We start from the raw sequence: 13,798 nt of genomic DNA on the forward strand, positions 1-13,798 counted from the left end.
GATCACCGCGAAAGGGGATGGTGGAGCTGAGGGGAATCGAACCCCTGACCTCCTCATTGCGAACGAGGCGCTCTCCCAACTGAGCTACAGCCCCATCCCGACGCGCCGCATCGCGCAACCGGGATGAGAAGTCAAGCCGGGCGGCGACATTGCGCGATCGCGCGGGCTTCGCTAACCCCAAGGCGATCCTTGGAGGTGACGATGCTCGCAGCGATTTTCTGGTTCGTCGAAGAACTGATCCAACTCTATATCTATGTCATGATCGCGGCGGCCGTGTTCAGTTGGCTGCTCGCTTTCGGCGTGCTGGATACCCGCAACCGGATCGTCTACCGGATCGAGGATTTTCTGATCCGTGCGACCGAGCCGGTGCTTGCTCCGCTTCGCCGGTTCATCCCTATGCTCGGCGGCATCGATATCAGTTTCATCATCGCGTTTCTGCTTCTGGAGGTCTTGCATAATTTCCTGGTGCCCGACCTGTTCGCCCATCTGGTGATGGCGGGGCTGTAATGACCGCGCGACCGATCGACGGCAAAGCCCTCGCCGCCGCACTGCGCGCCGAGGTCGCGGCGCGGGCGGCGGCGTTGCCCTACCGACCTGGCCTTGTGGTGGTTCTGGTCGGCGAGGATGCGGCCAGCACCCTCTATGTCCGCAATAAGGAACGGGCGGCGCGGGCGGCCGGGTTCGAGTCGCGCACCATCCGCCTGCCGGCGGAGACCGGCGAGGCCGAGCTGCTGTCAGTCATCGCCGGGCTGAACGCGGACGATGCGGTGGACGGGATTCTGGTGCAGTTGCCATTACCCGCGCAGATCCGCACAGGAGCGATCATCCGCGCGATCGATCCGGCGAAGGATGTCGACGGGTTTCACCCCGAAAACGTCGCGGCACTCGCGCTGGGCGCGCCGCGCCTCGCGCCCTGCACACCGCGCGGGATTTTCCTCCTGCTTCGCGCGGCGGGGGTCGAGCCGCGCGGCGCGCGGGCGCTGGTGCTCGGCCGGTCGAACATCGTCGGCCGGCCGATGGCGGCCTTGCTGCTCGCCGGCGACGCGACCGTGACGATCGCGCATTCGCGCACCCGCGATCTTGCCGCCGAATGCCGGCGCGCGGAAATCCTGATCGCCGCCGTCGGCCGGCCCGCGATGGTGAAGGGCGACTGGATCGCACCGGGCGCGACGGTGATCGATGTCGGGATCAATCGCGGCGCGGACGGCGCGCTGGTGGGCGATGTGGATTACCAGGCGGCGCTGGGCGTGGCCGGCGCGATCACCCCGGTGCCGGGCGGGGTGGGGCCGATGACCATCGCGTGCCTGCTGGAGAATACGCTGATCGCCGCCGCCGCACGGCGGGGCTGAATCTGAAAACAGCGAAACGTAGTGCAGCGCGTTTCGCTGTTAAGCCTCAATGGATTATTCGGCCGCGGGGGAAATCACCGCGCAGCCGGTAGGGCCGCGATTGAGTCGCTGGCAGGCCTGCACCGCCTGTTCATGCGGCAGGTTCACGAAGCGCGCGCGGTAGAACAGGCCATGCGCGGTCGAGACCGACTGGACCACCGGCTGGCCCTTGATCAGCATCGCGACCGCCGAAAGCTCGGCGATGCCGAGGGCGGCCTTGGCGTGGGCCGGACTGTCATAGGCGCCGACCTGGATGCCCCAGCGCGACCCGGTGCCTGACGACCCGGCGGACGGCGTCTCGGCTGACGGTGCCGGCGGCATGGGCGGCGGTGCCGCGGCCTCGGCGGTGGGCATCAGGGCGAAGCCGGTATTGCGTTGGACCGGCGGCATCGAGCGGGTGATCGGCGGGGTATAGCGCGGCCGCTCGACCACCGGCGGCGGGGTGAGTGCCGCCATCTGGATCGGCGCGGAAGGGGGAATCGGTGCCGGCTGCGGCGCCGGCGATCCGGGCGGCGTGTCGGCGGCAAGCTGGCCTTTGTTCAGCGATTCCGTGGTGGACTGGTCGTAGCCGGGCCGAAGCCCCGGCGCGATATTATCGGGCAGCGTGTTCATCGCGACCTGGACCGCGCCCGACTGAACCCCACCAGATTGGCCGGACGGATAGACGCCGGCGATGTTGGGCGCGATCATCGCGACATACTGGCGGGTCTGGTTGGGCAGCGGCTCCTTGTAGTCGAGATAGTCGTCGAGCCGGCCCGGCCCGGCGTTGTAGGCGGCGAGAAAACCGGGCGAGCCGTAGATTTCATACATTTCGTGGATATAGGCGGTGCCGGCCATGATGTTGTTATAAGGGTTGAACGGGTCCTTCCCGAGCCCGTAGCGCGCGGCCATTTCCCGGTAGGTTTCCGGCTCGAGCTGCATCAGCCCCATCGCCCCGGCATAGGAGACGGTGAGATGCCCGTTCATGTATTCCTGGCCGCCGGATTCGACGCGCATGACCTGGCGAATCCAGCGCTGTGGCACGTCGAACCGGGCCGAGGCCTGCTTGATATAGGGACCCCACGGATCGCTCGGCGGGCCGGGCGGAGCATAATTGCCCGGCGAATGGGCCGCGTAATAGGCGGCTTGCTGGCTCGGCGGCAGGTTCGATTGGTGCGAGGCGCAGGCGGAGAGCAGGGCCAGTGTCGCGATACCGGATGCTTTTCCGAGCCAGTGCGGTATTCGGGGCAAGGATCGGCGCGCTGACGTTTCGCGCGGCGCCGGTGTCATCGCTGGCCCATCTTCCACTGGCAGGTCTCCCAATCGCATCCCGTGCTCCCGATCCGGGCGCCGTTGACGGTGCCAGAGGGGGTTTCGCCGCAAGCCTCGGGCGGCGAATGAACTTTATCGTATAACCCCCTAACTTAATGGCGATTCCAAGGCAACTATATTCGTGATCCTGCGGTGCGAATTATCAGGGACGGAATTTTAATGTGGTAGCCGCGCGGGGGTGAGAACTTCAGACCACCGCCATGTGGGTACGCACCCTAATGGATGGACAGGCGGATGATTCGGGTTATGTCATGCGTTGAGACCAAATCACCGCCTATGAAAATCCGTCCCGGCGAACGTCATGACGAGCAAAGTTATCCAGAATCGTTGCCCCTGTCCGCATGCTGGATCGCTTCGCCTTCGGCTCGCGATGACGGGTTCTGGTATGATGGCTGGCATCGGAGGACCGCGACCATGATCGGAGCCTGGACGTTTCGCGCTCTTGCCGTGTTGGGGGTGATCGCCGGTCTCGCCGGCTGTGCGGCAACGCCGCCGCCGGCCGCCGTGACCGATGGCCGGCTGCCGGCGCTGACCGGAACGATCGTTTCCGCCCGGCCGGTCATGCTGCAGGTCGCCGGTGCCGAAGGCGGCGTGCTCGGTGCGCTCGGCGCGCCGCGCGATGCGGACGAAACCCTGGCTCCGGCGATCGAATTCATCGTCCGCGAGGCCGGCGGGCGCATCGTTTCGGTGATCCAGCCCGCGCCGACCGTGCTGCATCCGGGCGAGACGGTGCGGATTCTGCGCGGCACCGTCACCCGGCTTGCGCCGCTCGCACCCTCGGCCCCGGAGGGCCAGACGTGACGCTCTGGCCGCCGGTCATATACCCCATGGACCATGCCCGGACCATGTACCGGAGTTCCGCGCCGGAAAAATGCGCACCGCGCTATAGGACGAAGGCGGCGCGTATTTCGTGATTTTCGCGTCGCCTTGTCGGCTATGGTGGAAGCGGACGTTGCTCAGCGTCATCTCGTCGCTGGAGCAAGGTAGGTTTTGATTGAACCATAGGGTTCGATCAAAACCGGCCAACTTGCTCGCCAAAATATGATCGCTATGGCCGCGCCGACCTCGGATGATCGTTCCGAGCCGCCGCGATCAGGGCGCGCGTCATCTGGAGGAGGATCGACGTAGCGTCGTCGTCGGCCAGAACCTGGGAGCTGACGAACGCTCCATTGATGACAACCGACAACTGGGCCGCAAGATCGTCGGGCCGGTCGACCCGCAGCCGCACGGCGATGTCCCGCAGCCGGCGGCGCAGTTCCTGCTTGTGCGACCGGGCCACGACTCGCGCGGGGTGATCCTCCTCTGGAAACTCGGCGGCGACGTTGAGTTGTGGGCAGCCGCGATAGTTGGGCCGCCCGACCCGCTCGCCGATCCAGGCCAGATGCGCCTCGAGTTCGGCTTCGCCGTCCTGCGCGTGGCGCGCCGCCACACGATCCCAGCAGGCCCAGAAATCCTTGTCCTCCCGCTGCAGAAACGCGGCGATGAGGTCGTCCTTGGTTCGAAAGTACCGGTAGAGGCTCGTCTTCGCGACGCCCGCCGCCTCAACGACGACATCGACGCCGACAGCGCGCACGCCCCGGCGGTAGAAAAGGTCGGAGGCGGTCTCGAGGATGCGCTCGCGCACATCCACTTGGCCTGATTCTTCACCACGTCGGCCGCCCGCCTGCTCCATGCTCATAGGTTGCGCTCCTCGAACCGGAGGAACGATAACAGATTTTCGCTTGACGCGCTACAGACCAGTCTGTATCAAACATGAACAGACAGGTCTGTAGCGATAGGAAAGTCATGAACGAACGTCTTTCAAAGGCCGGTGGTCGCCGGCAAGTGGTCGCGGTCTACGGAGCGGCCGGACATACCGGCCGCTTCGTGATCAGAGAGCTGTCGCGGCGCGGCTTCACGGCCATCGCGATCGGCCGCAACGCGGCGAACCTGGCGGCGGCCGACTTCCCGGCCGGCGTCAGACGGGAGGTCGCCGCCCTCGATGATCCCGCCTCGGTTGCCCGCGCCCTCACCGGCGCCGACGCGGTCGTAAACTGCGCGGGGCCATTCCTCGACACGGCCGAACCCCTGGTCTCGGCGGCGTTGCGGGCGGGCATCCATTATTTCGACGTGACGGCCGAGCAAGCCAGCGCTCAGGGGATTTTCGAGCGATATTCCGCGGCCGCGGAAGAGGCCGGCGTCACGGTCATCCCCGCCATGGGCTTCTACGGCGGACTGGGCGACCTGCTGGCGACGGCCGCCATAGGCGACTGGACCCGCGCCGACGAGGCCCGCATCGGGATCGCTCTGGACAGTTGGAAGCCGACCGAGGGGACGCGCGTCACAGGGCGGCGCAACACGGCCCGCCGCCTGATGCTCTCCGAGGGGAAGCTGCGGCCGCTGGCCGATCCGGCACCGAACGCCGTCTGGCCGTTCGCGGAACCCTTCGGCGCGCAGGAGATGGTCGAACTGCCCTTCACAGAGGCGATCCTGATCGGGCGCCATCTCCAGGTGTCCGAACTCCACACCTACTTGAACACTGCGCCGCTGCGCGATCTTCGGGACACCACCACCCCTCCGCCGGTCGCGGCTGACGCGTCCGGACGCTCGGCGCAAACATTCCTCGTTGAGGTCGAGGTCCGCCAAGGAAGCATGGTGCGTCGGGCGTCGGCCCGCGGACGAGACATATATGCGATCACCGGGCCTCTGGTGGTCGAAGCCGTCGAGAGAATCCTGAACGACGCGAGGGTTCAGGGCGGCGTCTTCGCTCCGGGCGCGCTTTTCGACGCCCGGAACTTCCTGGCGGCGCTCACCCCCGACGTCTTGTCCTGATCACAGATTGCGCCACGCGGTGAATTGCTTGGCCGTATAGTGCTTCGCTGGGCGGTCAGGCGATAGATCGGTCATGGCGCTCACGGTAAGGGAAGAATATCGTCGATGATCGGCAGGTCCGGCTCTTCCGGCAAGGTGGCTGTGTCCGGCGGCGGCCCTTGCGGGGACACGGGAGCGACCTTGGGCGGCGGCATCGGCCCGTCGCTTTCCGGGCAGGAATCGGCGGTGAAACCGGCCTCTTGCGGGGAGCGTATCCTAAACTTTGCTCGATGTCGCTTGCCAAGGCCGCCTGATCGGCCACATGAAGGGCGGGTCGCCTCGGCGATCCGATCCATTCCGGTGGAGAGTGTCGATGAACGAACGCAGGCTGGGCAGGTCGCTCGTCGTTTCGGCCATTGGGCTTGGCTGCATGGGCATGTCGGATTTCTATGCGGCGCGAAACGCCGGCGAGGCGGCAGCGACGATCCGCCACGCGGCCGAGCGCGGCATCACCCTGTTCGATACCGCCGACAGCTCCGGCATCGGGGCGAACGAGGAGCTGGTCGGCCGCGCCCTGGCGCCGTTTCGCGACCGGGTGGCGATCGCGACCAAGTTCGGCAATGTGCGCGACCCCGACGGCACGTTTCGCGGCGTGTGCGGCCGTCCCGACTATGTGCGGCGCAGTTGCGAGGCGAGCCTGAAGCGGCTCGGGGTCGGGACGATCGATTTGTATTACCAGCAGCGGGTCGACCCCGATGTTCCGATCGAGGAGACGGTGGGCGCGATGGCGGAATTGGTGCGCCAGGGCAAAATTCGCTATCTGGGCCTGTCCGAAGCGGCGCCCGCGACGATCCGGCGCGCCCATGCGGTTCATCCGATCGCGGCGGTGCAGAGCGAATATTCGCTCTGGACCCGCGACGTGGAGGCCGCGGTGCTGCCGACCCTGCGCGAACTCGGCATCGGGTTCGTGGCCTATTCGCCGCTCGGACGGGGGTTTCTCACCGGCGCGTTCAAATCGCCCGACGACATTCCCGAAGGCGATTCGCGGCGCAGCCAGCCCCGGTTTCAGGGCGAGAATTTCGCGCGCAATCTGACCCTGGTGGGCATTCTGGAGGAAATGGCGCGGCGGCTGAAATGCACGCCCGGCCAGTTGGCGCTGGCCTTCGTGCTCGCCCAGGGCAGCGATATCGTGCCGATTCCCGGCACCAGCCGGCGCGCGCATCTCGACGAGAATCTCGCGGCGCTCGCGGTGCCGCTCTCGGCCGCCGATCTCGGCAAGCTGAACCGCGCCATGCCGCCCGGCTCGGCCTCCGGCACCCGCTATGCCGCCGCGCAGATGGCATCGCTCAATCGGTAGGGGGCAATACATGGATGGATCGCTTCGCCTTCGGCTCGCGATGACGATCTCTCACGTCTCCAGCAGATCGGTCAGCGACGCGAAGACGTGATCGGCGGCGTAGTGCCGGCCGATATAGGCGATCGCATCGGAATCGTCGGGCTGCTGGGCGAGGGCGGCGAGGATCGTGGCGCCGAAGGACGAGGGCGAATCCGCGACGAAGACCGGCGGCCGCACATCCTCGGCCAATCCCGTCCGCGCCGCGTGCGTCGCCACCGTCCATAGACCGTGGCGCGCATAGTCGAGCAGCTTGACCTTGAGTCCCGAGCCGGTGCGCAGCGGGGCGATCGCCAGGGCGGCGTTGTGCAGGGCGGGGGCGAGATCGGCCAGCCGGCCGAGGCGCCGCACGCCGGCCGGCAGGCGGCCGAGGGCTGCCGCGCAATCGCCGACCAGATCGAGCCGGATCGCCGGCCGTGCTCCGCGCAGCCCCGGCCAGATCGCGCCGAAGAACCAGCGCAGCCCGTCGAGATTGGGCAGAGCGTCGCTGCCGACGAAGACCAGACGGTCCGGGTTGCGCCGGACCGCGGCCGGGCGCGGCGCCGCCGGCGCGGGCATCGGCACCGCGATCACGGTTCGGTCGGGGCAGAGTTCCCGCAGCAGCCTGGCTTCGTCGGGCTGGATCGCGACGATCGTTGCCGCCCGGCGCAGCAGGGCCGCTTCATCCTCGCGGCTCAGCGCCGGCGGTGCGATCCGGTAGCCGGCGAGGCTGAGGGCGGCGTGACGGCGATGGAACACGTCATGGGTGACGAGCACCGACGGGATGCCCGCTAGAAGCGGCTGATCCAGCAGGGGCGCACGGAAAATCGTGTCGATCAGGATCGCATCCGGCGGCTTCGTATCGGGCAAGGCGGAGGCGATGTGCGCCGCGATCCAGGCGGCATCCGCCGTGTCGATGAGGTTGCCGAGGACCACATCGGCGGCGCGGGTTTTGCGCCGGGCCCGGCTGCGCAGCAGGTGCAGGGTACTGCCGGGCAGCACCATCCGCGCCATCGAGGCGGCGGCGGCGCGGGGTTCGGCGGCGATCAGCCAGCCGCCCGCCTGGATCAGCCGGGGGCCGGCGACCGTGCCGCCGGGCGCGAAATCGGGCTTGCGCAGGATCGGGCACGGCAGGCGCGGGCGGGTCAGATACAGGGTGACCGCATGGCCGCGCGCCGCCAGATGGGCGATCAGCGCGTGGTTGTAGGCAAGATGCCCGGCGGCGCCGGGTCTCGGCAATTCGTCGGTGACGAAACTGAGACGTTTAGAGTGTGATGATTTCAAGCTCATCACACTCTACTCATTGTTTGGCGAGCAAGCTGGCCGGTTTTGATTGAACGAAACGGCTCAATCAAAACCTATCTTGCTCTGGGCCTAGGCCGCAGGGGTTTTGGCGATGCCGTTCTTTTCGAACAGCGTCTGCAATTCGCCGGACTGGAACATTTCGGTCACGATGTCGCAGCCGCCGACGAATTCGCCCTTCACATAGAGCTGCGGGATGGTCGGCCAGTTGGAGAACTGCTTGATCCCTTCGCGCAATTCGGCATCTTCCAGCACGTTCGCGGTCTTGAAGGGCACGCCCATATGGGTGAGGATCTGCACCACGCGGGCGGAGAAGCCGCATTGCGGAAACATCGCGGTGCCCTTCATGAACAGCATGACGGGATTTTCCGCCACGCTGGCCTTGATGGTGTCGATCGCGGGATTGTCGGTGGTCTGGGTGGTCATATCATGAGGTCTCCTGGGGAAAGCCGTCAGGCCTATTCGGGTGCGGAGGTTTGCAGGGCGAGCGCGTGCAGCGCGCCGCCCATGCGGCCCTGCAGGGCGCTGTAGACCAACTGGTGCTGGCGCACGCGGGGCAGGCCGCGAAACCGCTCGCTCACCACCGTCGCGGCATAGTGGTCGCCGTCGCCGGCGAGGTCTTCGACGGTGATCTTGGCGTCCGGCAGGGCGGTCTTGATCAGGGCTTCGATATCGGCGGCCGACATGGCCATGGCTTGATCCTCGGTGTCAGGCAAACCAGGCGGCGAAGAACCGCTCGTTCGCCGCCCGTATGTCGGTCAAGGATATGGCGGTGCCGTCGGGCAGTGTCAATTCGGCGCCGGCCGCAGAGCCGAGCAGCCTCGCCGGTATGGAGCGGGCCTGAGCGTCGCGCAGAATGGCGGCGGAATCGGCGGCGGCGAGCACGTAGCGGGCCTGATCCTCGCCGAACCAGAAGGCGTGCGGCGCGAGAGCGGATTGGATGGGATGGAGCGTCGCGCCGGTATTGCCGGCCAGCGCCATTTCCGCGACGGCGACGAGCAGCCCGCCATCGGCGATGTCGTGGCAGGCGGCGATTCTGCCGTCCAGGATCAGGCGGCGCACGAAATCGCCGTTGCGGCGCTCGGCGTCGAGGTCGATTGCCGGCGGCGCGCCGTCCTCGCGGTGCAGGATCTCGCGCAGCCAGAGCGATTGGCCGAGTTCGCCGCGCGTTTCGCCGATCAGCACGAGGTCGAGGCCAGGTTTGAGGGCGATGCCCACGGCCTTCGCGGCATCTTCGATGACGCCGAGCCCGCCGATCGCCGGGGTGGGCAGGATCGGGCGTCCTTCGGTCTCGTTGTAGAGCGAGACGTTGCCGGAGACGACGGGGAAGTCGAGTGCCGAGCAGGCGTTGCCCATGCCGCGAATCGCCGCGACAATCTGTCCCATGATCGCGGGTTTTTCCGGATTGCCGAAATTCAGATTGTCGGTGACGGCGAGCGGGGTGGCGCCGGTCGCGGTGATGTTGCGCCATGCCTCGGCCACCGCCTGGGCACCGCCGGTCTCGGGGTCGGCGGCGCAGTAGCGCGGCGTGCAGTCGGTGGTCAGGGCGAGGGCGGTTCTGCTCCCATCGATTTTGACGATCGCCGCATCGGCCTGACCGGGACGCTTGACCGTCTGGCCGCCGACCGTTGCGTCATACTGGTCCCAGATCCAGCGCTTCGAGGCGAGATCGGGGCAGGCGAGCAAAGCGAGGAGGGCGGCTTCGAGGCCGGAAGGGTCCTCGACCGGGCCGAGCGAAGCAGGCTTCAGCGGCTCGCTATAAGGCCGCTCGTATAAGGGCGCCTGTTCGGCCAGCGGGTGGAGCGGGATATCCGCCTCGATGCGGCCCCGATGACGGACGACGATGCGCCCGGTATCTGTGATGCGGCCGATGACCGCGAAATCCAGCTCCCATTTCTCGAAAATCGCGCGGGCCATGGCTTCGCGCGCCGGGTCGAGCACCATGAGCATCCGCTCCTGGGACTCCGAGAGCATCATCTCGTAGGCGGACATGCCCGCCTCGCGCTGGGGCACCGAATCGAGGTCGAGCTCGATGCCGACGCCGCCCTTGCCGGCCATTTCGACCGAGGATGAGGTGAGGCCGGCGGCGCCCATGTCCTGGATCGCGACGATCGCGTCGGTTGTCATCAGTTCGAGGCAGGCTTCGATCAGCAGTTTTTCGATGAACGGATCGCCGACCTGAACGGTGGGGCGTTTTTCCTCGGAATCCGCGGCGAATTCGGTGGAGGCCATGGTGGCGCCGTGGATGCCGTCGCGCCCGGTTTTCGAGCCGACATAGACCACCGGATTGCCGATACCGGCGGCCGCGGAGAGGAAAATCTTGTCTTGTCTTGCAATGCCAACCGTCATGGCATTCACCAGCGGATTGCCACTATAAGAAGAGTGGAAATTGGTTTCGCCGCCCACCGTGGGCACGCCGACGCAATTGCCGTAGCCGCCAATGCCGCGCACCACGCCGTCCACCACGCGTTTGGTGACGGGGAGGGATGGATCGCCGAAGCGCAGCGCGTTGAGATTGGCGATCGGCCGCGCGCCCATGGTGAACACGTCGCGCAATATGCCGCCCACGCCGGTCGCCGCCCCCTGGTAGGGCTCGATAAAGCTCGGGTGGTTGTGGCTTTCCATTTTGAAAATGGCGGCGAGACCGTCGCCGATATCGACCACGCCGGCGTTCTCGCCGGGGCCATGGATCACCCAGGGCGCCTTGGTCGGCAGGGTTTTCAGCCAGACACGAGAGGATTTGTAGGAGCAATGCTCGGACCACATGACCGAGAAAATACCGAGTTCGGTGAGGCTCGGCGTGCGGCCCATGATCGACAGTACGCGGCCATATTCTTCGTGGGACAGGCCGAAGCTGCGTGCAAGGGTGGCGTCGATGGCTTGATCCATGTCAGGCGGCCTTCCCGATATCCGCGAGGCTGTCGAACAAAGGCTTGCCGTCGGCGCCGCCCATCAGCTTGTCCACCAGGTTTTCCGGGTGCGGCATCAGTCCGAGCACGCGCAGATTGGGGCTGAGAATGCCGGCGATGTTGCGCGCCGAGCCATTGAGATTGGCGCGGGCGGTGATCGCGCCGTCCGGCTCGGCGTAGCGCAAGGCGACCAGGTTTTCGCCCTCTAGCCGGTCCAGCGTGGCGGCGTCGGCGAAGTAGTTGCCGTCGCCATGGGCCATCGGCGCGCGGAAAACCTGGCCGCGCTGATAGTGGCCGGTGAACACCGTGTCGCTGCGTTCGACGCGCAGGTGGCAATCCATCGACAGGAAGCGCAGCCCGGCATTGCGCAGCAGCGCGCCGGGCAGCAGGCCGGTTTCGGTGAGAATCTGGAATCCGTTGCACACGCCGAGCACGTAGCCGCCGCGCGCGGCGTGGTCGGCGACCGCGCGCATCACCGGCGATTGCGCGGCCATCGCGCCTGCCCGCAAATAATCGCCATAGGAAAAGCCGCCGGGAATCACCGCGAGGTCGATGCCGGCAAGCTCGGTCTCGCGATGCCAGATCAGGCGCGGTTTGTGGCCGAGGCTTTGCTCAAGCGCGATTGCGATGTCGCGTTCGCGGTTGATGCCGGGAAACAGGATGATGCCAGCGCGCATGACGATGCTCCGATTCCGCCGCCTCTTGCCCGGCAATGGCGGCGGAGGCAAGCGGCGCGGGCAAGGAGCTCTCAATCGGCACGCCGGCGGGGACGGGCGATATCACTTAAGCTATTGCTTATCTATTTGGGCCATGATACTAAAGCATATGCTTAACCAATTATCGCCGCTTGATGTCGCGTTTCAGGCGCTCGCCGACCCGACCCGGCGGGCGATGGTCGAACGCCTGTCGCGCGGCCCGGCTTCGGTCAGCGAACTCGCACGTCCGTTCGCCATGTCCCTGCCGGCGGTGATGCAGCATCTGGCCTTGCTGGAAGGCTCGGGGCTGGTGGTCTCGGAAAAGATCGGCCGGGTCAGGACCTGCCGGATCGAGCCACGCGCGCTGAGCCTCGCGGAAGACTGGATCAACGCCCGGCGCACCGCGTGGGAACGCAGGCTCGACCGGCTGGGCGATTATCTCGAGGAGCTGAAAAACAATGGAGACGACAATGCTTCAGGCACATGACGACAAGACCGGCATCAAACCGGAACCCCTGGTGATCACCCGCAATTTCGCCGCACCCCGCGCCCTGGTGTTCAAAGCATGGAGCAGTGCCGAGAACATGAAGCGATGGTTCTGCCCGGAATGCTATACCGTTCCTGAGGCCGAGATCGATTTCCGGCCGGGGGGCGTCTGCGCCATCTGCATGCGCTCGCCCGAGGGGCAGGATTTCTGGTCCAGGGGCGAATATATCGAGATCGCGCCGCCGGACCGGCTGGTGTTTTCCGGCACCGTCGCGGTCGGCGGCTCGCCGAAATTCAGCACCCGCACCACCGTTACCTTCGAGGATGACGGCGCCGGAACCCGCATGAGCGTGCATCAAGCCTATGAGATTTTCGATGAGGCCTTCCTGTTCGCCGTCGAGGGCGCTTCGGAGGGCTGGCGCACCACGCTCGACAAGTTGGAGCGGGAAGTGGCGCGCATCCAGGCCGAAGGCAGCGTGGTTCACGCGACCTTCTCGATCGAGCGCATCTACGATGCCTCGCCGGCGCGGGTGTTTCATGCGTTGTCGGACCAGGCGGTCAAGGCGCGCTGGTTCACGGGCGTCGACGGCTATACGGTGCTGGAGTGCGACATGGATGTGCGTCCCGGCGGGCGCGAGCGCGTGAAGGGACGCTGGGCGAGCGGCGTGGTCGCGACCTTCGACGCGAGTTATTTCGATGTCGTTCCGAATCGGCGGCTGGTCTATGCCTATGAGATGCAGCTCGACGAGCGGAAGATTTCGGTGTCCCTCGCTACCATGGAATTAAAGCCCGAGGGCGCGGGGACTAGGCTCGTGATGACCGAACAGGGCGCGTTCCTCGACGGCTATGACGATGCCGGCGGACGCGAGCACGGTACCGGCTTTATGCTGGACCGGCTGGGCGCATCGCTCAAGGATTAATCCGCCGAAGACTTCCCGCCCCAGACCCACCAGCCGGGGCGGGCGAGGCTGGCGGCGGCTCGGGCGGCGAACTGCGCCGGCTCAGATCGTCGGTGCAAGACCGGGTGCGAGCTGAGACAGGCCATGTGCAAACGACCAATCAATTCGCTCGTTTTCACGCAGCACGATAAAAACGTCGTCCGGTCGCACTCCCGCATCGACGCCGAGGTGTTCGACAACGCGGCGGTAGAAGGCACGTTTCATCTCTGGCGTGCGGCCGCCGCGTAACGTCACTTCGATGAACACGATTCCGTCGGAACGGTCCGCGCCAAGATAATGGCGATCGAAGATAAGCGTACCGGGAGCATGTTCCGCATGCACCTGAAACAGGTCATCCTCCGGCACACCCTCCAACGTCTCGATCATCGCCCGGTGTACGCCTTCGCCCACGGCCTTGCGCCACCCTGCGCTTTGGCCGGAGTGATAGGACAATCTGATTAAAGGCATATCCTTTTTCCCTTAGTCTTACTGTGTCACAAAATTCTTGCAGCGATTCGTTGACGCGTGTGAGTGGGTAGAGATTCTGACTCGTGGAGGCGGGTGGTGGGTCTCGAATCGAACACGCAAGGCAGCGAATCACGTCTGG

16 protein-coding genes and 1 tRNA gene are annotated in these 13,798 nt (G+C 66.1%); 7 read left to right on the top strand and 10 right to left on the bottom strand.

Translation table 11 applies throughout. From position 1 onward, the window contains the following. Positions 1-18: 18 nt before the first annotated feature. Positions 19-94: transfer RNA gene (locus L2A60_RS12395), tRNA-Ala, on the bottom strand. Between the two features lie 107 nt (positions 95-201). Here L2A60_RS12395 and L2A60_RS12400 point away from each other — a divergent pair. Both L2A60_RS12400 and folD read left to right on the top strand, forming a co-directional pair. Further along, positions 202-507 carry a YggT family protein gene (locus L2A60_RS12400; RefSeq protein ID WP_235704709.1) on the top strand — a complete coding sequence of 102 codons (306 nt, stop codon included), beginning with the start codon at positions 202-204 and terminating at the stop codon, positions 505-507. Continuing rightward, on the top strand, positions 507-1,349 hold the full coding sequence (folD, locus tag L2A60_RS12405) for a bifunctional methylenetetrahydrofolate dehydrogenase/methenyltetrahydrofolate cyclohydrolase FolD (RefSeq protein WP_235704710.1): 843 nt from the start codon (positions 507-509) through the stop codon (positions 1,347-1,349). The genes L2A60_RS12400 and folD overlap by 1 nt, the downstream gene beginning before the upstream one ends. Before the next feature lie 54 nt (positions 1,350-1,403). On the opposite strand, the gene L2A60_RS12410 is transcribed toward folD, so the two are convergent. Continuing rightward, a complete protein-coding gene (locus L2A60_RS12410) occupies positions 1,404-2,657 on the bottom strand; it encodes a lytic transglycosylase domain-containing protein (protein WP_235704711.1) in 1,254 nt (417 codons plus the stop codon). Between the two features lie 456 nt (positions 2,658-3,113). Here L2A60_RS12410 and L2A60_RS12415 point away from each other — a divergent pair, with 456 nt between their 5' ends. Further along, positions 3,114-3,500, top strand: coding sequence for a hypothetical protein (locus tag L2A60_RS12415; protein ID WP_235704712.1), 387 nt, complete (start codon positions 3,114-3,116; stop codon positions 3,498-3,500). 247 nt (positions 3,501-3,747) lie between these two features. Here the strand turns inward: L2A60_RS12415 and L2A60_RS12420 are convergent, their stop codons facing one another. Beyond that, positions 3,748-4,377, bottom strand: coding sequence for a TetR/AcrR family transcriptional regulator (locus tag L2A60_RS12420; protein WP_235704713.1), 630 nt, complete (start codon positions 4,375-4,377; stop codon positions 3,748-3,750). Between the two features lie 107 nt (positions 4,378-4,484). On the opposite strand from L2A60_RS12420, the gene L2A60_RS12425 reads away from it, so the two are divergent. Then, on the top strand, positions 4,485-5,510 hold the full coding sequence (locus L2A60_RS12425; protein ID WP_235704714.1) for a saccharopine dehydrogenase family protein: 1,026 nt from the start codon (positions 4,485-4,487) through the stop codon (positions 5,508-5,510). An 80-nt stretch (positions 5,511-5,590) separates the two neighbouring features. Here L2A60_RS12425 and L2A60_RS12430 read toward each other — a convergent pair whose 3' ends face one another. Beyond that, positions 5,591-5,845 carry a hypothetical protein gene (locus L2A60_RS12430; protein ID WP_235704715.1) on the bottom strand — a complete coding sequence of 85 codons (255 nt, stop codon included), beginning with the start codon at positions 5,843-5,845 and terminating at the stop codon, positions 5,591-5,593. 17 nt (positions 5,846-5,862) lie between these two features. Here L2A60_RS12430 and L2A60_RS12435 point away from each other — a divergent pair, with 17 nt between their 5' ends. Then, positions 5,863-6,846: an aldo/keto reductase gene (locus L2A60_RS12435; protein ID WP_235704716.1), complete on the top strand. Its 984-nt coding sequence runs from the start codon at positions 5,863-5,865 to the stop codon at positions 6,844-6,846. A gap of 51 nt (positions 6,847-6,897) precedes the next feature. On the opposite strand, the gene L2A60_RS12440 is transcribed toward L2A60_RS12435, so the two are convergent. From L2A60_RS12440 to purQ, 5 genes are all read right to left on the bottom strand, one after another. Continuing rightward, positions 6,898-8,151, bottom strand: a complete 1,254-nt coding sequence (locus L2A60_RS12440) for a glycosyltransferase (protein ID WP_235704717.1) — start codon at positions 8,149-8,151, stop codon at positions 6,898-6,900. Positions 8,152-8,235: 84 nt separating this feature from the next. Continuing rightward, on the bottom strand, positions 8,236-8,589 hold the full coding sequence (grxD, locus tag L2A60_RS12445) for a Grx4 family monothiol glutaredoxin (protein WP_235704718.1): 354 nt from the start codon (positions 8,587-8,589) through the stop codon (positions 8,236-8,238). Between the two features lie 32 nt (positions 8,590-8,621). After that, on the bottom strand, positions 8,622-8,855 hold the full coding sequence (locus tag L2A60_RS12450) for a BolA family protein (RefSeq protein ID WP_235704719.1): 234 nt from the start codon (positions 8,853-8,855) through the stop codon (positions 8,622-8,624). Positions 8,856-8,871: 16 nt separating this feature from the next. Then, complete coding sequence (gene purL / locus L2A60_RS12455; protein ID WP_235704720.1) at positions 8,872-11,052, bottom strand: phosphoribosylformylglycinamidine synthase subunit PurL; 2,181 nt, start codon at positions 11,050-11,052, stop codon at positions 8,872-8,874. Between the two features lies 1 nt (position 11,053). Then, positions 11,054-11,749: a phosphoribosylformylglycinamidine synthase subunit PurQ gene (gene purQ / locus L2A60_RS12460; protein WP_235704722.1), complete on the bottom strand. Its 696-nt coding sequence runs from the start codon at positions 11,747-11,749 to the stop codon at positions 11,054-11,056. Positions 11,750-11,897: 148 nt separating this feature from the next. Between purQ and L2A60_RS12465 the strand changes: the two genes are divergently transcribed. Further along, on the top strand, positions 11,898-12,254 hold the full coding sequence (locus L2A60_RS12465) for an ArsR/SmtB family transcription factor (protein ID WP_235704724.1): 357 nt from the start codon (positions 11,898-11,900) through the stop codon (positions 12,252-12,254). Then, positions 12,226-13,173 (top strand): SRPBCC family protein, encoded by a 948-nt coding sequence (locus L2A60_RS12470; protein ID WP_235704725.1) that lies wholly within the window; start codon positions 12,226-12,228, stop codon positions 13,171-13,173. Before L2A60_RS12465 ends, L2A60_RS12470 begins: the two co-directional genes overlap by 29 nt. 81 nt (positions 13,174-13,254) lie before the next feature. Here L2A60_RS12470 and L2A60_RS12475 read toward each other — a convergent pair whose 3' ends face one another. Next, complete coding sequence (locus L2A60_RS12475) at positions 13,255-13,659, bottom strand: tautomerase family protein (protein WP_235704727.1); 405 nt, start codon at positions 13,657-13,659, stop codon at positions 13,255-13,257. Between the last annotated feature and the right edge of the window lie 139 nt (positions 13,660-13,798).

Origin of the sequence: Acidiphilium iwatense (genome assembly GCF_021556475.1) — a bacterium.
GTDB classification, from domain to species: domain Bacteria; phylum Pseudomonadota; class Alphaproteobacteria; order Acetobacterales; family Acetobacteraceae; genus Acidiphilium; species Acidiphilium iwatense.